General features: G+C 65.4%; 10 protein-coding genes. 8 read left to right on the top strand and 2 right to left on the bottom strand.

All coding sequences use genetic code 11. The features are described 5' to 3' along the window. Nucleotides 1–117: 117 nt before the first annotated feature. From C811_RS16360 to C811_RS14125, 3 genes are all read left to right on the top strand, one after another. Nucleotides 118–957 (top strand): triphosphoribosyl-dephospho-CoA synthase, encoded by an 840-nt coding sequence (locus tag C811_RS16360; RefSeq protein WP_280500965.1) that lies wholly within the window; start codon nucleotides 118–120, stop codon nucleotides 955–957. A 21-nt stretch (nucleotides 958–978) separates the two neighbouring features. Continuing rightward, nucleotides 979–1,890 (top strand): biotin--[acetyl-CoA-carboxylase] ligase, encoded by a 912-nt coding sequence (locus C811_RS16055; protein WP_016310366.1) that lies wholly within the window; start codon nucleotides 979–981, stop codon nucleotides 1,888–1,890. Nucleotides 1,891–2,158: 268 nt separating this feature from the next. Continuing rightward, nucleotides 2,159–3,067: a chromosomal replication initiator protein DnaA gene (locus tag C811_RS14125; protein ID WP_016310367.1), complete on the top strand. Its 909-nt coding sequence runs from the start codon at nucleotides 2,159–2,161 to the stop codon at nucleotides 3,065–3,067. An 80-nt stretch (nucleotides 3,068–3,147) separates the two neighbouring features. Here the strand turns inward: C811_RS14125 and C811_RS14130 are convergent, their stop codons facing one another. Further along, the gene (locus C811_RS14130; RefSeq protein WP_016310368.1) at nucleotides 3,148–3,987 is read right to left on the bottom strand and encodes a deoxyribonuclease IV; all 840 of its coding nucleotides are present in this window, start codon (nucleotides 3,985–3,987) and stop codon (nucleotides 3,148–3,150) included. Nucleotides 3,988–4,482: 495 nt separating this feature from the next. On the opposite strand from C811_RS14130, the gene C811_RS0104150 reads away from it, so the two are divergent. Both C811_RS0104150 and C811_RS14135 read left to right on the top strand, forming a co-directional pair. Then, nucleotides 4,483–6,924, top strand: coding sequence for a serine/threonine-protein kinase (locus C811_RS0104150; protein ID WP_016310369.1), 2,442 nt, complete (start codon nucleotides 4,483–4,485; stop codon nucleotides 6,922–6,924). 386 nt (nucleotides 6,925–7,310) lie between these two features. Next, nucleotides 7,311–9,395, top strand: a complete 2,085-nt coding sequence (locus C811_RS14135) for an elongation factor G (protein WP_016310370.1) — start codon at nucleotides 7,311–7,313, stop codon at nucleotides 9,393–9,395. Nucleotides 9,396–9,457: 62 nt separating this feature from the next. Here C811_RS14135 and C811_RS14140 read toward each other — a convergent pair whose 3' ends face one another. Beyond that, entirely contained in the window at nucleotides 9,458–10,132 is a 675-nt protein-coding gene (locus tag C811_RS14140; protein ID WP_016310371.1) for a DUF3800 domain-containing protein, read from the bottom strand. 730 nt (nucleotides 10,133–10,862) lie between these two features. Here C811_RS14140 and rpoB point away from each other — a divergent pair. The 3 genes from rpoB to C811_RS14155 all read left to right on the top strand — a co-directional run bounded on the left by rpoB (nucleotide 10,863) and on the right by C811_RS14155 (nucleotide 19,898). Beyond that, entirely contained in the window at nucleotides 10,863–14,396 is a 3,534-nt protein-coding gene (gene rpoB / locus C811_RS14145) for a DNA-directed RNA polymerase subunit beta (RefSeq protein WP_016310372.1), read from the top strand. A gap of 3 nt (nucleotides 14,397–14,399) precedes the next feature. Further along, nucleotides 14,400–18,824, top strand: coding sequence for a DNA-directed RNA polymerase subunit beta' (locus C811_RS14150; RefSeq protein ID WP_016310373.1), 4,425 nt, complete (start codon nucleotides 14,400–14,402; stop codon nucleotides 18,822–18,824). Between the two features lie 531 nt (nucleotides 18,825–19,355). After that, the gene (locus C811_RS14155; RefSeq protein ID WP_016310374.1) at nucleotides 19,356–19,898 is read left to right on the top strand and encodes a phosphoribosyl-ATP pyrophosphatase; all 543 of its coding nucleotides are present in this window, start codon (nucleotides 19,356–19,358) and stop codon (nucleotides 19,896–19,898) included.

Consider the following 19,898-nt stretch of genomic DNA (forward strand, 5'->3'; position numbering starts at 1 on the left):
GCGACGGGCCGGTTCTCTGGCAGGAACCGCGCAACGGACGCCCAAGAAAGTAACGGCATAGGATTATGCGCGGGGGAGAAGGAATTGAACGACGTGCGCTGGGCTTTGGCTGAGCCGGTGGTAAACGGTCTGTTGCTCGAAGTGGCAACGGCAGGCAAACCGGGACTGGTTTGCCCTGGCAGTACCGGAAGCCACGACGATATGAGCATCCTCACGTTCATGTGCGGGTCGGCGTCCCTTCTCCCTTACTTTCTGGAGTTTATCGAACGGGGGCTCTCTTTTGAAGGAGAGCCCGCCGAGTTGTTCCACCAGGCGCGGTTTCGGGGCATCTCGGCCGAGCGCCGCCTTCTGGAGGCAACCGGGGGCGTGAATACGCAAAGGGGGGCGCTGTTCGCCCTTGGTATGCTGGCGGCCTTCGCCGGCCAGGTGCATCGCCTTCACGGAGAAGTGCGGTGCCCGTCCCTCTTTGCCTATGCGCGCGCGGCCACCGCCGGCCTCGTGGAGCGGGAGCTGGCGGGGACGGCTGAGCCGGTCACGGCCGGAGAGAAGCTGTATAAGCGCTACGGGGCCACGGGCATCCGCGGCGAGGTGGAGGCTGGCTTCCCCTCGGTGGCCGAGGCGGGCTTGCCGGCCCTGCGCGAGGCCTTTGGGCGCGGGAGCACCCTCTCGGAGGCCCTGACCCACAGCCTGGTGGCCCTCATGGCCGTAGTGGACGACACCACGGTGCTCTGGCGCGGCGACGATCGGCTCTTGGTCGAGGTGCAGAACCGTGCCGCCGCCGTGCTGGAAGCAGGCTCGGTGTTCACCGAGGCGGGGCGGGCGGCCTACGGGCGCCTGGGTGCTTTCTGCGCCGCCTATCGTTTGAGCCCTGGGGGCAGCGCCGACCTGCTGTCGGCCACCATCGCCTGCTACCTGTGGGAAGAGGGGGCCTTCCCCGCCGATATTAGCCGTCGCTAGGGCGGTGGAAGGGAGCTTGCCGTGATATCCTGCCAGGCCATTGCTGCCGAGCTGCGCCTCGGTCACCCCTGGACCATTCGCAGCTTCGATGAAGTGGGCTCCACTATGACTGAGATTAGTCGGGCCGCCGAGGAAGGTGCGCCCCCCTTCACGGTGGCCGTGGCCGAGAGCCAGACCGCGGGCACCGGCCGCCACGACCGCCCCTGGGCATCGGCGGCGGGGGACGGCCTGTGGATGACGGCCCTGCTGCGACCCTCCCTTCCTGCGGATCGGGCACCCTGGTTCACCCTGGGCGCTGCGGTGGCCGTGGCCGACGGCCTGCTCTCCCTCGGGTTCCCCGTGGGCATCAAATGGCCCAACGACGTGCTCGTGGCCGACGGCCCCCTCTTTCGACGCAAGCTGTGCGGCATTCGGGCCGAGATGGCCGTGGCCGAAGACGGGAGCCTGGCTTGGGTGAGCATCGGTATCGGTCTCAACGTGCACCAGGCCGCCTTCGAGGGGGAGCTGGCTTCGGTGGCTGCCAGCCTGCGCATGGTGGCGGCCGCGGGGGGCGTGGAGGGGGCTGGCGATTGCGCGGCCTCGGGCGAGCATTCGGGCGCGGCTTTCGGCAACGTGGCGACGGCTGGCAGGTGTGGCGCCGCGGGAGCAGGCGGGGCGGCGGGAGAGCCCTCGCGGGCCCAGTGCGCCGGAGCCATTTTGAACCGTTTGGAACGGGTGAACCGCTCTTTTGCCGAAGAGGGCTTCGGCCCGGTGCGGAGCCGCTGGCTTGATCTGGCCCTCGGCCTGAACCGAGAGGCCACGGTGCGTGACATCGAGGGCGAGCAGACCGGTATCGTGCGCGGCATGGACGAGGAAGGGCACCTGCTGCTGGAGCGGCCCGGCGACGACGCCCCTTTCCCCATTGTGGCGGGAGATCTCGTATTCGCCGTGTAGGGCGGCGGTTTGGCGGCCCGATCCCGCGCAGGGGCGCGGCGGCTCCCTTTCCTTGGTGCGGAATGGTGCCGTCGGGGTAGTGCGGTCAGAGGTTCGCGAGGGCTGGGAATGCAGCTGACGCGCCCCGGCCTTGTTGACGCTCGTTCGGGCTTTTCGATCTTTCACCCTTTTGGCCGATGGGCTGTGCGTTTTTGTATCGACATTCGTTCCCGCGTCGTTTATCATCCAAATAGCTGATGATATGCCCGCTGCGGGAGGGGTTGTTCCTGTGTTTGAATTCTTGTCTTCGCCATTCGGTTTGGTAGCCGTGGGCCTCGGTGTCCTGGCGGTGGCCGTCTTGGCCCTGTGCCTGTGGATCACCACCCTCGACCGCCGTATGCGCGGCATGGCCGATGGTCTGGAGGCGGAGCGACGCAAGGTGGCCGAAATGCAGATGGTCATCGGCCGCCGCAATAACGCGGCCCGCAGCTATGGGCGCGGCGGCCGCCCTGCCCCGGCGGCTGCTCCGGCCCCGACGGCCGCCTCGGTGCCCAACGGCGCCCCTGCGGCCATGGCCCAGGCCGCTCCGGTTCCGAGCGGTGCCGCCGCAACGGCGCCCGGTGCCTCCGTGCCCGGCCGCCCGGCTCCCGCACCCCGCGGTGCGGCCGGCCATCCGTCCCAGCCGACCCCCAATCCGCAGCAGACGCCGCAGGGCTGCGGCCCGCAGGCCGCGCCGGCTCGCGGTGGTCGTCCCGCCCGGGGCCAGGGCAGCCGGCATCCGCAGATCCCCCGCGGCGCTCAGGCTGCCCCGGCTCCCACGCCCCAGCCGGCCGCTGCCGGGTGGACCCCCACGAGCATTCCCCTGCCCACGGGCCAGGAGGTGGATTCCTGGGTGCAGGGCGGTCCGGCCGATCAGGCCATCGTCATGCCCGGGAAGAAGATGAGCCGCAAGGCCCGCCGCGAGGCCGAGCGCGCCTTCGCCGCTCGGGCCGCTGCCGAGCTGGAGGCCCGTCAGGCCCGCCGCGCCCAGGAGGTTTCGGTGCCTCGGGGCGCCCAGCGCACGGGCAATCCCCGGGCTGTGGCTGCCCGCGGCGTCGAGGCCCGCGGGGCCGTGCGTCCCTACGGCGGGCCGGCCGCTCCGGTGCCGTCGGCTGTGGCCCAAGCCCAGGTCCAGGCCCGCGGCCGCCACGCCCGCTAAGGCCCTCGCCCACCGCAAGGCCCTCCGCCCACCGCAAGGCCCCCGTTCGCCACGGCGAACGGGGGCCTTGCGGTTGCTGCCTACTTGCCCGTATAGGCCGCTCGGAATCGGGCCACGTCGTGCTCGTAGATGACGAGCGTGCTGTCGGGCTCTTCCAGGTAGAAGGGCACCCCGGCCAGCTTCGGATGGTTCACGAGGGCTGCCAGGGCCTCAAAGCCGATCGCACCCTCGCCGATGCGGGCGTGGCGATCCACATGGCTGCCGCGCTCGTGGATGGCATCGTTGAGGTGCACGGCCTTCAGCTTGTCCAGACCGACGGTGCGATCGAACTGCCCGAGCACGCCGTCCAGGTCGCCCGCGATGTCGTAGCCCTCGGCCCACACGCCGGCGCAATCGAGGCACACACCCACGTGATCGGCCAGCTTCACCTGGTCGATGATGGCTGCCAGCTGCTCGAAGGAGGTGCCCACTTGGCTGCCTTCCCCGGCCATGGTGTCCAGCAGCACCAGGGTGGTCTGGCTGGGGGTGATCACCTTGTTCAGGGCATCGGCCACATCGGCCAGCCCCTCTTCCACGGAAATGCCCATGCGGCTGCCCGGGCGCACCAGGTACAGCGGCACTTGCAACTCGGCCAGCTGGGCCAGATCCTCGGCGTAGGTCATGAGGGCGAAATCGCGCTCGCTCATCTGGGCCGCGGCCGGGTCGGTGTCGTAGGGGGCGTAGGCCAGCACGTCGCGCATGCCGTGATCGGCTGCGAAAGCGAGGTATTCCCGCACGTCCTTGGTATCCAGCTCCGCCTGTCGGCTGCCCCGCGGGCTGCGGGTGAAGTACTGGAAGGTGTTCGCGTTGATGGATGCGGCCTCTTTCGCCATTTCCAGATAGCCGCGCCGCTTCGACAAGTGGCAACCGATAGTCAGCATGGGGGTCCTTTCGCGAGTAGATTCTATTTTTTGTGGCCAAAAAGCCGCCGAGTGAGCTCGAGATGATGGGAAGATCATAGTTCAGGGGTTGTCGAGGGGCCGAGAGTGGGGAAATTCGTTCAATAATCCGTTGCTTTGTACCCATGGGGGACTCTTGTATGCGGTCCGGCGCGCTCCCAGAGCTCACTCGGCGGCTTTTTGGCCACAAAACGGCGGAGTGCTCCCATTCCTGTGCCCCCCCACACTCTCCACACCCCCGCACCCCACGTACCCCACACACCCACATTCCCGCCCCTGCACGCCCCCGCACCCCGCACCCTCGCACCCGGCGCACCCAGCTCCCGCACACCGTGCTTCGCCCCTCTCACGTTGGCGCAGCACCGTTTGGCCCGTGGAAGCCGCCGATCAACGGTCGCCGCGGCGTTGCCCGGGTGGTAGAATGGCCCTACCTCAAGAACATGCAGCCCAAACGAAGACAGAAGAGGTTCTCGCCCCATGGCACGATCTCAGCTCATCCTCAATCGCTATCGCGTTATCGACCAGGCTGGTGCCGGCGGCTACGGTACCGTCGTGCACGCCTTCGACACCCATCTCAAACGCGATGTGGCCATCAAGTGCATCGAGCTCTCGGAAGACGAGGTGGCCCGGGCGCGCCTCGTGGCCCTAGAGGCCCGCATGGCCGCCGATCTGGAGGACGGGGAGCCCTCCGCGGGCGCTGTAGCCGCTGGCGTTACGGCTCCTGCGGGTGCCGCGCCTTCCGGCGCCTCCGCCCCGGCCTCCGGTGCCGCCGATTTCCCCGCCGACCCCGCCTTCCTCCGGGGTGTCGACGAACGTCGCAGCGGTCGTCACTCGGCTGCGACTGTGCGCAGCGCCGAGGAGGTGCCCCCCTGGGAGGACATGGCCTTTGCCGAGGAAGAGGACGACTCCCTTGCTCCCTGGAACGCCGCTACCGGCGGTTTCGCCGGCCGTTCGCGGCCGAGCTTGGACGGCCGGGTGGGGCCCCGCAAGACGCGCCATGCCCCCGAGGCCCCCTACGTACCGCCGGTGGAGGTGCAGGATGCCGCCCCCATGAGCGACTACTTCGACGAGAGTGCCGTGGATGTGCGCCATCTGCGGGGCATCCGGGCATCCCGCACCATCGACGGGGCCGCCGAGAAGCGCCGCCGCCGCGGGGGCCGTGCCGCGGCCGCCTCCGTCGCCGTGTCGAGCGTATCGGCCGCAGTGGGCGGGGCCGGCGCCTCCGTGCCCCCGGCTTCCACCGACTTCGACGAGACCGACGATGCCGATCTCTTCGAGCACATTCCCGGCTTGGAGGAGGCCCGATCGGTGGCGAAGCTCTCGGACGCCAACATCGTCACCGTGTACGATTGCGCCGTGGAAGACTCCTGCGCCTACGTCATCATGGAGTACATCGAGGGCAAGACCTTGGCGCAGATCATCGACGAGATCGACGACAGCATCACCTTGGATGTGGTGGCCGCCGTCTTCTCGGCCGTGGCCCATGCCCTCGAGGTGGCCCACGGCGCGAACACGCTGCACCTGGACATCAAGCCCGAGAACGTCATCGTGAACTCCAAGGGCGTGGCGAAGGTGACCGACTTCGGCCTGGCCGCCCTCATGGACGCTACGGGATCGGGCACCACCGGCGGCGGCACTATCGGCTATATGCCGTTAGAGCAGATGCGCCAGGAGCCTTTGGACGTGCGCACCGACGAGTGGGCCCTGGCGAGCCTCACCTACGAGATGCTCTCTGGCGAGAACCCCTTCTTCGCCAACGATCTGCCCGAGGCCGAGGAGGCCATCGAGGAGGCGGAGCTGGTGCTGCCCTCTCTGTGCTGGGACGAGTTGCCCGCCGAGGCCGACGACATCATGTTCGCCGCCCTCGACCCCGACCGCGACGAGCGCTTCGATACCGTAGCCGACTTCTCCGAGGCCCTCATGCCCCTGCTCGGCAATGTGAAGAAGGGCAAGAAGGTGCTCGCCGACATCGTGAAGGGCAAGGAGGACGCCGTGGCGCCCCCCGAGCCCGCCGCGCCGGCCGAGCCCCTGCCGCCGCTAGTGGACCGCCTCGGCCTGCGCGGCCTGACCGTGCTCGGCCATGCCGTTGCCGCGGTGGCCGTGGGGCTTATGGCGGCAGTGGCCTGCGCGAACATCCACCTGACGGGCGGGTCGGCCCTGGGGCTGCTCACCGACTCGCCGGTGGTGTTCTGGGTTGTGGTGGCTGTGGCTGCGGGTGTGGCCGCCATCCGCCCCTCCATCGGCGCGCTTCTCGGCTACGGCGCGCTCGTGGTGGCCCTCGGCGCCCATGGCGACTGGGTGCTCGCCCTGTTCACGGCTGCGGCCACGGGTGGCTGGTGGTATCTCATCGGGCGGCGGGGCACCACCCAGGCGGTCTCGGCGCTCGTGCAGCCGCTGCTTGGCGCCTTCGGCTTCGCCGGCGTCTCCCCGGTGCTCTCCGGTGTGCTCCTGCCGGTGCTGCAAGCGGCCATTTCGGCGGCCTTCGCCTTCCTCATGGCCCTCGTGATGGGCAGCTTCGGCTCGCTCGATCTGCTCAACTGGGATGCGGTGCTCCATATGGAGCTGTCCGGCAACCCGCAGGCGGCCTGCATGGCCATGCTCTCCCAGAGCGGCACCTGGGTTATCGGCATCAGCTGGGTGGTGGGCGCGGTTGTCTACAGCCTGTTCTGCGTGCGCGGCACCAAGGCCTTCGACGTGGCCGGCTCAATCGCCTGCGCGGTGGTGCTCATGCTGGGGGTGTGCGCGGCGAGCCACTTGTCGGCTTTCGGCGGCTCGTGGCTGCCCACGCCGGCCGCGCTTTTGGGGGCGCTCGTGCCCGGGGTGCTCGGTATCGTCGCGGCCGTTATGAACGCGCCGGATCGTGCGCGCTGGGCCGAGGAGGAGTGGTACCTCGACGAGGAAGAGGTGCTCGGGGACTAGCGTCAGCCGGCTTTCCGCAGGTGGTTCCGCCCGCGTGCCGGCTTTCTACAGGTGGTTCCGCCCGCGTGCCGGCTTGCCGCGCATGGTTCTACGGGCGTGCCGGTTTACCGCGGCCTCACCCGCCGCGGGTCGCTTGCCCTGTTCCCGACGTTCAAAATAACTGGGCGCTGCGCTCTGTGAGGCGGCGCCCTTTTGCTAAGATGAATCCATGTTGAAAAAGCCGTTCGCCGGTTCAAAGCGACCGCTCGCTGTCACTGCGTCAACAAGCGATCGGCCGTCCGGCACGACGGCACCGCTTTGCCGCGCGGCCCGCGTGCGCCGTGCGATCAGGGAATGCTCGCGCAAGGGGCGCGAGCGCCCTCGACAAGGAAGGCAGGTGGTCGCTCATGGCAGCTCCGGCTCCCGAACACGTCAGAAACATCGTCCTTGTGGGACAGGATGGCGCCGGCAAGACCTCGCTGGCCGAGGCCATGCTCTTCGTTTCCGGCAAGACCCCGCGCATGGGCACCACCCATGACGGCAAGTCGTATCTCGATTACGACCCCGAGGAGATCAAGCGCAAGTTCACCATCTCCACCTCCATTGCGCCCATCCCTTACAAGGACTACAAGATCAACGTGCTGGACACCTCCGGCCACCCCGATTTCATCGGCGACACCCTGGCCACCATGCAGGCCGCCGAAATGGCCCTGTTCGTGGTGGACGCCGCCGACGGCCCGGGCGTTATGACTACGAAGCTGTGGCGCGAGGCCGAGGACATGCGCCTGTCCCGCGCCGTATACATCAACCACATCGACCGCGAGGGGGCCGACTTCGATACCGCCATGGCCCTGCTGCACGCGCGCTTCGGCGGACGTTTGGGCGCCGTGACCATTCCCATCGGCCAGGGCCCCGATTTTGCGGGCGTCATCGACATCATCCGCATGAAGGCCCGCTACTTCGAGCCGGGCGGCACCGCCGAGCGCGTGGAAGACGTGGACAGCCTGCCGGCGAAGTACCAAGAAGAGGCCCGCATCGCCCGCGATAAGCTGTGCGATCTGGTGGCCGAGGCCGACGACGAGCTCATGATGAAGTACCTCGATGGCACCGAGCAGCTCACCCAAGAGGAGCTGGAGAGCCTGCTCGACAAAGCCATCGCCCAGGAGCTTGTCATTCCCGTGTTCGTGGGAAGCACCATCATCATGCAGGGTGTGCAGGGGCTCATGGAGGACATCTGCACCTACTTCCCGCATCCGCGCAGCCACGGCCGCTTCCAGATGGCCGACGACGTCACCGTGCGCATCGACGAGACGAAGCCTCCCTGCGCCTTCGCCTTCAAGACCGTCTCCGACCCGTTCGTGGGGCGCCTTACCTTCCTGAAAGTCATCTCCGGCTATCTGGAGCCCGGTCTGGAGCTCGTGTGCGGGCGCACGGGCAAGAAGGAGCGCCTGGGCAAGATCCAAGTGATGATGGGCAAAGAGGCCATGGACGTGAAGAGCGCGAAGGCCGGCGACATCGTGGTGGTGCCGAAGCTGAATGACGTGCGCGCCGGCGACACCCTGTCCTGCGAGGGCACCATCGCCATCGAGCCGCTGCCCCTGCCCGAGCCGCTGTACCCGGTGGCCATCGAGGCGGTGTCGAAGAAGGAGGAGGACAAGCTCGGCACCTTCCTCGCCCGTGCCGCCGAGGCCGATCCCACCATCCGCATCACCCGCGACGAGGACACGCACCAGACCATCATTCACGCCATGGGCGAGGCCCAGGTGGACATGCTGCTTGCCCGCCTGCGCGATCAGTCCGGGGTTGAGGCGCGTCTCGTGCCCGTGCGCATTCCCTATCGCGAGACCATCACGAAGACCGCCGAGGCTCAGGGCCGCCACAAGAAGCAGACCGGCGGCGCCGGCCAGTTCGGCGACTGCTGGCTGCGCCTGGCTCCCATTCCCGGCGAGGGCTACGAGTTCGTGGACGAGATCAAGGGCGGCGCCATCCCGAACGGCCTCATCCCGGCCGTGGACAAGGGCGTGCGCGAGGCCATGGAGGAGGGCTTCCTCGCGGGATACCCCATGGTGGATATTAAGTGCACGGTGTTCGACGGGTCGTACCATTCCGTGGACTCCAACGAGATGGCCTTCAAGACCGCCGCGCGCATCGGCTTCCGCGCCTGCTGCGAGCAGGCCGGCCCCATCATCCTGGAGCCCTGGGCCACCATGGAAGTGACCGTGGGGGAGGAGTACGCCGGCACCATCATGGGCGACATCTCCACCCGTCGCGGCCGCATCGTCGGCACCGACGCCGGCTTCGCGGCCGGCGAGACCATCATTAAGATGCGCGCTCCCTACGCCGAGGTGATCAACTACACCAAGGACCTGCGGTCCATGACCCGCGGGTCCGGCTCCTACAGCCTGGCGCTGGAAGGCTACGAGGCCGCACCAGCCGACGTGACCCGGAAGCTCGTCGCCGAATACGAAGCGGCACGGGCCGCGGGGAACTAACTTGTTCGCAACAGGGGTCGGGTGCCTTGTCGCGCTCCGACCCCTGCTCTGAAACACGTCTCCTACATTCTTTTGTGACGGACTTCTTTCAGAATTCCCTTTTTGAACATCGACCAACTCCCGAAGAATTTTTCGTCAGTGGGCGTCGCTTCATTGACAGCGTATTTGAGCGCGGTAAATTCTATGGTACAGATATAGTCAGCCACTTGAGCAAGGCGATAATCGGTCGGGTTTGTGGACTTATAAGCGATGGCGTTCTTTGACAAGGCGTAGTCAATGGCCTTATGGAGCGCGTCGGCGATGGATCGCTGCCCGTTGTCGTAGTAAATCTTGATAGTGTCGAACTGCTGAAAGTACGCGAGGTTGTCAAACAGCAGGTCAATGAGTGCGCGGCGCATGGCGCGTTCGATGTCTTCAGGCGATCGGTGCTCCCGGGTTTTTACCGAAAATACCCAGTATTTGATTGGTAGATGCCTGAAAAACACACGAAACGAGGACAGCATCTTCTTGCGGGTTTCCGGTGTGAGACTCTTGTACTCGTCTTTGCCGTAGAGGAGCGGCGAGGCGTGAAACGCAAGATCGGGAAGACCTTTGTCGACCAGAGCGCGCTCATAGCGGGTGATGGAATTCACGATCGAATCGCTTTGATCGTGAATGACGAGTGTCAGCAAGTAGTAGCGGCTGTCCAGTGCGTCGCTGCCCGATTCGTCGCAGAAAAGGCTGAGTTCGAGGGGCATGGGGCCTCCTTGAGATAGCAAAAAGCCGGGGAAAACGTCCCCGGCACTTGGTAGCCCTCTTTGCGAAAGCCAGTTACTTTATAGCATCTGATCGGCGTGCTGGCAAGCCTTCTGCTGCTATTGAGCTAGAGCGGTGACCGCGTAGTCAAACTTAGGCGATGTCATGGGCGTGGTGGTGTTTCGCGGCGATGAGCTTGCGGGAAGAAGCATGCTGCCGCGGTCGCCCTGCATGGAGCAGCTAGCTGCCCACCGCTCTACATGGTCTCCACTGCATTCCAAGGTCGGGGAGAACACCCTTCCCGGCCTTCTATGTCAGTAAGAGCAGCTGAAAATGGCGCAAAATTTCGTTTTTGGTGCATGCGGGCGCCTTCGAAGGGTGTGATCTTCCCATTTTTGCCCTCCGGAATGCCCCAGTTGGCCTTTTATGGCGTCGTTTTGGGTGTATGGCACCGCGAAGATGGGTGCGGTTGCACCAAAAACGGAATTTTGCGCCACATTTGCTTGCGTAAGCCTGCGTCTAAGAGATTCGGCAGGCTCGGGCGATTCGGTCTATCATAGAAGTAACGCTGCCCGCTGCTTTCCAATCCATAGAACCCCTGCTCTGGGGCTATTTTCCAGAAAATTTCCATGGCTGCTAAAAATTTTTCTTGACTCGGCCTTCGCGTAGTAGTAGTTTAGCGGATTGCAACTTTTTGCAGATTTGCGATGGACGTGAAGGAGGAACAGCCTCGTGGCTCAAGGAAAAAAATCCGCTCCCACCAGCCTTTACAGGGATCGCCGAAGCTTTGCGAAGATTCCGGACGTGATGGACGTCCCGAACCTGATCGCTATTCAGACGGAAAGCTTCGATTGGTTCAAGAACGAAGGTTTGTCTCAGGCCTTCGCCGACGTGTGCCCCATTGAGAACAATACGGGCGACATGTGTGTCGAGTTCGGCAAGCATGAGTTCGGCGAGCCCAAATACACGGTGGATGAATGCAAGGAGAAGGACGTCACCTATCAGGCGCCGCTCTTCGTCGAGATCCGCTTCATCAACCGTGAGACCGGCGAGATTAAGGAGCAGGAGGTGTTCATGGGCGACTTCCCGCTCATGACCCCTCGCGGCACCTTCATTATTAATGGTACCGAGCGCGTCGTGGTGTCCCAGCTCGTCCGTAGCCCGGGCGTGTACTTCGCCGCCGAGCGCGACAAGACCTCCGACAAGACCATCTACAACGCGAAGGTGATCCCCTCCCGCGGCGCCTGGCTCGAGTTCGAGACCGACAAGCGCGACCTGCTGAGTGTGCGCATCGACCGCAAGCGCAAGCAGCCGGCCACGCTGCTCGTGCGCGCGCTTGGCCTCGCCGAGACCCGCGAGGAGATCATCGAGCTGCTCGGTTCCTCCGAGATGGTGCTGCGCACCCTCGACCGCGACCCGGCCACCACGAAGGAAGAGTCGCTCATCGAGCTGTACAAGCGCTTCCGTCCCGGCGAGCCGCCGACCATCGACAGCGCCCGCACGCTGCTCGACGGCCTGTTCTTCAATCCGCAGCGCTATGACCTGGCCAAGGTCGGCCGCTACAAGATGGATAAGAAGCTCGGCTTCGCCCCCGAGGAGAACGACTCCTCCACGCTGACCAATGAGGACATCATCCGCACGATGCGCTACATCATCGGTCTGCACAACGGTGACGAGGGTTTTGCCACCGACGACATCGACCACTTCGGCAACCGCCGCATCCGCTCGGTGGGTGAGCTGATCCAGAACCAGTTCCGCATCGGATTGTCCCGTATGGAGCGCGTGGTACGCGAGCGCATGTCTATGCAGGAGCCCGACGAGATCACGCCGCAGTCGCTCGTGAACATCCGCCCCATCGTGGCGGCCATCAAGGAGTTCTTCGGAAGCTCCCAGCTCTCGCAGTTCATGGACCAGTCGAACCCGGCTGCGGGCATCACCCACAAGCGTCGTCTGTCGGCTCTGGGCCCGGGCGGTCTGTCCCGCGAGCGCGCCGGCTTCGAGGTGCGCGACGTGCACACCTCCCACTACGGCCGCATGTGCCCCATCGAGACCCCTGAAGGTCCGAACATCGGCCTCATCGGCTCGCTGGCTGCCTACGGCCGCATCAACCCTTACGGCTTCATCGAGACGCCCTACCGTCGCGTGATCGACGGCAAGGTGACCGACGAGATCGACTACCTGACCGCCGATGAGGAAGAGAACTTCACCATCGCCCAGGCCAACGACCTCTTCGACCTTGAGACCCGCGAGTTCGGCTACACCGACGAGGACGGCGTGTTCCACAAGTCCACCCGCGTGCTCGCCCGTACCACCGACACTAACGGCGTGTTCGGCGAGGCCATGGACGTGCCGCCTGAGCAGGTGAACTACATGGACGTCTCTCCGCGTCAGATGACCTCCGTGGCTACCTCGCTCATTCCCTTCCTCGAGCACGACGACGCTAACCGCGCCCTCATGGGCTCGAACATGCAGCGCCAGGCTGTGCCGCTGCTGCGCCCCACGGCCCCGCTCGTGGGTACCGGCATCGAGCACCGCATCGCCGTGGACTCCGGTGAGATCCTCGTGGCCCAGCGCCCCGGCGTGGTGGACTACGTGGACGGCCAGACCATCATCATCCTGAATGACGAGGGCGAGTACGACGAGTACCTCATCCCCAAGTTCCAGCGCTCCAACCAGTCCGGCTGCATCAACCACCGCCCCATCGTCCGCAAGGGCGATGAGGTCCAGGCTGGCGACGTACTGGCCGATGGCCCCTCCTGCGACGGCGGCGAGCTGGCGCTTGGCCAGAACCTCATGATCGCCTACATGCCCTGGGAAGGCTACAACTACGAGGACGCCATCATCGTGTCCGAGCGCGTGGTGTCCGAGGACCTGCTGACCTCCATCCACATCTCCGAGTACGAGATCGACGCGCGCGACACGAAGCTCGGCCCCGAGGAGATCACCCGCGAGATTCCGAACATCTCTGAGGACATGATCTCCGACCTGGACGCCGACGGCATCATCCGCGTGGGCGCCGAGGTGTTCCCGGGCGATGTGCTCGTGGGCAAGGTCACCCCGAAGGGCGAGACCGAGCTCACCGCCGAGGAGCGCCTGCTGCGCGCCATCTTCGGCGAGAAGGCCCGCGAGGTGCGCGACACCTCGCTGAAGGTGCCCCACGGCTCCGGCGGCCGCGTCATCGGCATCTACCGCACGTCCCGCGAGGCCGGCGACGACTTGGCCCCCGGCGTGAACGAGCTCGTGCGCATCTACGTGGCCCAGAAGCGCAAGGTGCAGCAGGGCGACAAGCTGTCGGGCCGTCACGGCAACAAGGGCGTCATCTCCCGCGTGCTGCCCGTGGAGGACATGCCCTACCTCGCCGACGGCACCCCCATCGACGTCATCCTGAACCCGCTCGGCGTTCCCTCCCGTATGAACGTGGGCCAGCTTTTGGAGAACCACCTCGGCTGGGCCGCCAAGTGGGGCTGGTCCGACGCCGACGAGACCGACGAGGTCGTCGAGGGCCCCATCCACGTGGCCACGCCGGTGTTCGACGGCGCCACCGAGGAGGAGATCTCGGATGCCATCGAGAAGGCGAACCGCAACCTCATCAACATGAACCACGCCAAGTACGGCGACATGGCCCGCGACGAGCTGGTGCCCCAGCTGTCCCGCACCGGCAAGACCTGGCTCTACGACGGCCGCACCGGCGAGAAGTTCCGCGAGCCCATCACCGTCGGCCAGACCTACATCCTGAAGCTCGGCCACATGGTAGACGACAAGATCCACGCCCGCTCCACCGGCCCCTACAGCCTCATCACCCAGCAGCCCCTGGGCGGCAAGGCGCAGTTCGGCGGCCAGCGCTTCGGCGAGATGGAGGTGTGGGCCCTGTACGCCTACGGTGCTTCCAACGTGCTGCAGGAGATCCTGACCGTGAAGTCCGACGACACGTCGGGCCGCGTGAAGAGCTACGAGGCCATCGTGAAGGGCGAGAACATCCCGGCACCCGAGGTGCCCGAGTCCTTCAAGGTGCTCGTGAAGGAAATGAAGTCCCTGTGCCTGAACATCGAGCTGGAGGGCCACGACATGCAGCCCATCAGCGAGGACGAGATCGACGGGGCCGATGAGGATTCGGCTCTGTACGCCGCCATTGCGGCCGACGCCAAGAAGACCGAAGACGAAGAGGCCAACGCCATCGATACCCTGGCCGCCGAGCTGGGCGACTTGATGAGCGGTCTTGAGTCCGACCTGAGCACCGATCTCATCGGTGGCGGAGAGGAGGCCTAAATAATGACCGAGTTCGACGTCAACAATTTCGACGCCCTGCGCATCTCGCTCGCTTCCGCTGAGGATGTGCGCAGCTGGTCTCGCGGCGAGGTGAAGAAGCCCGAGACTATCAACTACCGTACTCTGAAGCCTGAGAAGGACGGCCTGTACTGCGAGAAGATTTTCGGTCCCACCAAGGACTGGGAGTGCGCCTGCGGCAAGTACAAGCGCGTGCGCTTCAAGGGCATCGTCTGCGAGCGCTGCGGCGTTGAGGTGACCCGCTCCAAGGTGCGCCGCGAGCGCATGGGCCACATCGAGCTGGCCGCGCCCGTGAGCCACATCTGGTACTTCAAGGGAAGCCCGTCCCGCTTGGGCTACCTCTTGGACATTCCGCCGAAGGAGCTTGAGAAGGTCCTGTACTTCGCCAGCTCCATCATCACCTCGGTGGACAAGGAGGCCCGTGAGGAGGACGTGGACGACCTGCGCGACGAGCTGGCCGCCGACCTGGAGGAGCTGGACGCCGAGCGCGACCGCCTCATCGAGGCCACTCGCAAGCTGTCCACCGACTACGTGCCCGAGGAAGACGACTTCGTCGACGACCTCGATGACGACGAGCGCCTGACCCCCGAAGAGGTGGAAGAGGAGATCGCCGACATCTACGAGGAGTTCAACGAGCGCAAGGCCCTGCGCCAGGACGCCTTCGACGCCTTCCTGAAGATCGAGCCGAAGCAGCTCATCGCCGACGAGGCCCTCTACCGCGAGATGCGCGCCTGCTACCGCGACTACTTCACCGGCGGCATGGGCGCTGAATCGGTGCGCGACCTGCTCGACGCCATGGACCTGGAGGCTACCTCCGAGGAGCTGCGCGAGGTCATCGCCACGGGCAAGGGCCAGAAGCGCGCCAAGGCCGTGAAGCGCCTGAAGGTGGTGGACGCGTTCCTGAAGTCGGACAACAAGCCCTCCGACATGATTCTGGACGTCATCCCGGTCATCCCGCCCGATCTGCGCCCCATGGTGCAGCTGGACGGCGGCCGCTTCGCCACCTCCGACCTGAACGACCTGTACCGCCGCGTTATCAACCGCAACAACCGCCTGAAGCGCCTGCTGGACCTCGGTGCCCCCGAGATCATCATCAACAACGAGAAGCGCATGCTCCAGGAGGCCGTGGACTCGCTGTTCGACAACGGCCGTCGGGGACGCCCCGTCACGGGCCCGGGCAACCGCCCGCTGAAGTCCATCTCCGACATGCTCAAGGGCAAGCAGGGCCGCTTCCGTCAGAACCTGCTCGGCAAGCGCGTGGACTACTCCGGCCGTTCGGTTATCGTCGTGGGCCCCTCGCTCAAGCTGCACCAGTGCGGCCTGCCCCAGCAGATGGCCCTGGAGCTGTTCAAGCCCTTCGTCATGAAGCGCCTCGTGGAGCTGGAGTACGCTGCCAACATCAAGGCCGCCAAGCGCGCCGTGGACCGCGGTGCCAGCTACGTGTGGGATGTGCTGGAAGAGGTCATCGTCGACCATCCGGTGCTTTTGAACCGCGCACCAACCCTGCACCGTCTGGGCATCCAGGCCTTCGAGCCGGTGCTCGTCGAGGGCAAGGCCATCAAGCTGCACCCGCTCGTCTGCACCGCCTTCAACGCCGACTTCGACGGCGACCAGATGGCTGTGCACGTGCCGCTCGGCGCCGAGGCCCAGGCCGAGGCCCGCGTGCTCATGCTGTCCTCTAACAACATCAAGTCCCCGGCCCACGGTCATCCGCTGACCGTGCCGACCCAGGACATGATCATCGGCCTGTACTACCTCACGGCCGTGCGTGACGGTTTCCCGGGCGAGGGCCGCGTGTTCATCGACCTGGATGACGCCCTGAACGCCTACGATGCCCGCGCCGATCTGGACCTTCAGGCCAAGATCTCGGTGCGCCTGCCCTACAACATGAAGGTGGCCACCGCGTTCAACACCTTCGAGGATCACAAGGAAGGCGAGCGCATCGAGACGAGCGTGGGCCGCATCATCTTCAACGACGTGCTGCCGCCGGACTACCCCTTCTTGAACTATGAGATGAACAAGAAGGAGATCAGCCGTCTGGTGGAGGACGTGACCAACACCTACGACCTGTCCGAGGTGCCGCCGATCCTCGACGGCCTGAAGGACGCGGGCTTCCACTATGCCACCCGCGCCGGCGTGACCGTGTCGGTCTACGATGCCACCATCCCGCCCACCAAGCCGGAGATTCTGGCCCAGGCCGATGCCCGTGTGGCCGCCATCGACGAGGACTACGAGATGGGCCTCATGTCGAATGAGGAGCGTCACAAGCAGGTCGTCGACATCTGGAACGATGCCAACGAGGAAGTCGGCGAGGCCATGGCGGAGAACTTCGACAAGTTCAACCCCATCTACATGATGGCCTTCTCCGGCGCCCGCGGTAACATCAAGCAGATCCGCCAGCTGGCCGGCATGCGCGGTCTGATGTCCGACCCGAAGGGCGAGATCATCGACCGCCCCATTAAGGCGAACTTCCGCGAGGGCCTGTCCGTACTGGAGTACTTCATTTCCACCCACGGTGCCCGCAAGGGCCTGGCCGACACCGCCCTGCGTACCGCCGACTCGGGCTACCTGACCCGCCGTCTGGTGGACGTGGCCCAGGACGTCATCATTCGCGAGATCGACTGCGGCACCACCGAGGGCGTGAACTACCCGGTGCGCAACGAGAAGAACGAGGTGGACGAGAACCTCGTGGGCCGCTGCCTCTTGGAGCCGGTGGCAAACCCCGAGACCGGCGAGATCATCGCCGAGGCCGGCAGCTACCTGCATTCCATGGCCCAGCTGCGCGAGATTGACGCGGCGGGTGTGGAAGAGGTGGTCATCCGCACCATCATGACCTGCCATGCCGAGCACGGCGTGTGCCAGAAGTGCTACGGTTGGGATCTGGCCACGGCCCGTCCGGTGAACATCGGCACGGCGGTGGGCATCATCGCCGCCCAGTCCATCGGCGAGCCCGGCACTCAGCTGACCATGCGTACGTTCCACACCGGCGGCGTGGCCGGCGAGGACATCACCCACGGCCTGCCCCGTGTCCAGGAGCTTTTCGAGGCCCGCAAGCCGAAGGGCCAGGCGGTGCTCGCGGAGATCTCCGGCATCATGCAGGTGGCCGGCGACAAGATGTCCAAGACCATCACCATCCACGACCAGGAGGGCAACTACCGCGAGTACGTGGTGAGCGCCCGCGCCCAGCTTTTACCGGGCGTGTTCGACGGGTGCGAGGTCACGGTGGGCCAGCAGCTCACCAAGGGTTCGGTGAACCCGCACGACCTGCTGCGCCTTACCGACCCGAACACCACGCTGCGCTACATCGTGTCCCAGGTCCAGGGCGTGTATGTGTCCCAGGGCGTGGACATCAACGACAAGCACATCGAGGTTATCGCGCGCCAAATGCTGCGCAAGGTGGCCGTGCTCGACGCCGGCGACTCGGACTTCCTGCCCGGTCGTCAGGTCAACCGCTTCGAGTTCGAGAAGGTGGCCAACGAGCTCATCGCCGAGGGCAAGGAGCCCCCGGTGGGCCAGCCGCTGCTGCTCGGCATCACCAAGGCATCGCTCGCTACGGATTCCTGGATGTCGGCCGCATCGTTCCAGGAGACCACCAAGGTGCTCACCGATGCCGCCATCGAGGGCAAGACCGACCACTTGGCCGGCCTGAAGGAGAACGTCATCATCGGCAAGCCGATTCCCGCCGGCACGGGTCTGCGCCGCTACCGTGACGTGCGCCTTACCTACAAGGGCCGCCCGGTGGAGGATGTGTCCGGCGACGCCCTGCCCGACTTTGCTCCCGATGCCCTGCGCGAGATCGAGGATTTGCTGCCCCAGCCCCAGGATTGGTCGCTGGATAACGACGGCTACTTCAACTCCGCGGGCTCCTTCGGCGGCTACTACAGCGCTCTTTCGGGCCACCGCGGCCACAACCTGTCCGACGAGGACGCCCGCCTGTACATCTACGACGATCTGGGCGTGTCCCAGCGTTGGGCGAACAAGTTCTCCGAGGCGGGCATCGAGACCGTGGCCGACCTTCTGGGTCACACCGAGGAGGATCTGCTGCGCATCGAGGGCATCGGCGTGAAGGCCATCGAGGAGCTGAAGGAGGGCCTGGAGGCCCGCGACCTCATGCACGTGATCGAGGACGACCTCGCGGCTTCTTCCGACGACATGAGCCAGCTGCTCGATATGGTGTTCTCGCCTGACGACACCATCCTCATCGGCGGCGACGAGCCCCCGGTGTTCAACACCGATGGTGAGGAGATGCTCGGCGAGGCCCTGCCGCCCCGTTCCTACCAGCGCAACCTGGAGGAGCTGGATGCCCTGCTCGGCTCGGTCGGGGGCCTGGGCTCCTTCGGCTTCGGCCTGACCAGCGCCGAGGAGGAAGCTGCCTCCAACAAGCGCATGGAGGACGGCGAGGAGGACTAGAGCCTTCGCGGCGACGGAATAAAGTTATTCCATTTGGGAGGAGGGGCGAGAAATCGCCCCTCCTTTTCGTTGCGGGGCAAGGCTGCGCCGAAGGAGCGCCTGACGTCGCCGGCTCTGGACGACCTGGAGCTCGAGGAGGCCTGATCGGCCCGACGGCCCGCATTCGCATTGAGTGATTTGGAGAAGGTGGCCCGTGCGGGTCACCTTCTTCTTGTTGTACGGGTATCATAGGCAGGCTGGCAAAGTCCGAACGTGGGCGGCGCTTCGAGAGGAGTGTTGCCTATGGACGGAGTTCATGAAACTCTTAACGTGCTGGCGATGGTTTCGACCGTTGCCTTGTTCATACTTGAAGTATGGCGAACATGGAGGGAGCATAAATGAGAAGACGACGGAAGAGGAAAGAAATAAGGGCCAGCTGCCACTGACCCTTAAATCAACCACTTGCGCCGCCCGACCGCTGTAAGGTCACTCGAGCTTTGCCAGTATCGATAGTATATCACGCTCGACTTTGAAGAGAAAGCGCTGAACTCAATGGTTGATAAGACGTACATCCCTAAAGGCGAGGTTCCCCCGGCCTCGCAGATCGGCGCCACGCTGGAAGCGCTCGGTGCTGCAATTGCCGCGCGGCGCGAGGCTGACGAGACGAGCTACACCCACCGGCTTCTGGCCGGCAACGTGGACGGCGTGCTGAAGAAGGTCATGGAAGAGGCCGGGGAAGTGGCCCTGGCCGCCAAGGACGTGGAGGGCTGGGCCACCTCGTCGCTGGCCGCTGCCGTGGCTTTGCAGGCCGCCGGCGATAAGGCCGCTGACGACCAGAGCGAGACGTTGGGCCAGGGTGGCGCCGCGGCCGAGCTGCAGCCCCTTTCGGTGCAGCTTCCGCCCGAGTACGGCGAGGCGGTGGACCATCTGCGCTACGAGGCGGCCGACGTGGTGTATCATTTGCTGGTAGTGCTCGAGCGCTATGGCATCTCGCTTGACGAGTTCGCCGCCGAATTGAACATGCGCATGACCGACGAGGAACGCCCCGCTGGCGCTGTGCGCCTGCACGGGGAATATGTGAGAAGGGGAAAGTAA

Origin of the sequence: Adlercreutzia caecimuris B7 (assembly GCF_000403355.2) — a bacterium.
Lineage (GTDB): Bacteria > Actinomycetota > Coriobacteriia > Coriobacteriales > Eggerthellaceae > Adlercreutzia > Adlercreutzia caecimuris.

Excerpts from the sequence above, each read along its gene's own strand:
- C811_RS14130 (WP_016310368.1), bottom strand. The coding sequence starts at position 3,987 with ATGCTGACTATCGGTTGCCACTTGTCGAAGCGGCGCGGCTATCTGGAA.
- C811_RS0104150 (WP_016310369.1), top strand. The coding sequence starts at position 4,483 with ATGGCACGATCTCAGCTCATCCTCAATCGCTATCGCGTTATCGACCAG.
- C811_RS14135 (WP_016310370.1), top strand. The coding sequence starts at position 7,311 with ATGGCAGCTCCGGCTCCCGAACACGTCAGAAACATCGTCCTTGTGGGA.
- C811_RS14140 (WP_016310371.1), bottom strand. The coding sequence starts at position 10,132 with ATGCCCCTCGAACTCAGCCTTTTCTGCGACGAATCGGGCAGCGACGCA.
- C811_RS14150 (WP_016310373.1), top strand. The coding sequence starts at position 14,400 with ATGACCGAGTTCGACGTCAACAATTTCGACGCCCTGCGCATCTCGCTC.
- C811_RS14155 (WP_016310374.1), top strand. The coding sequence starts at position 19,356 with ATGGTTGATAAGACGTACATCCCTAAAGGCGAGGTTCCCCCGGCCTCG.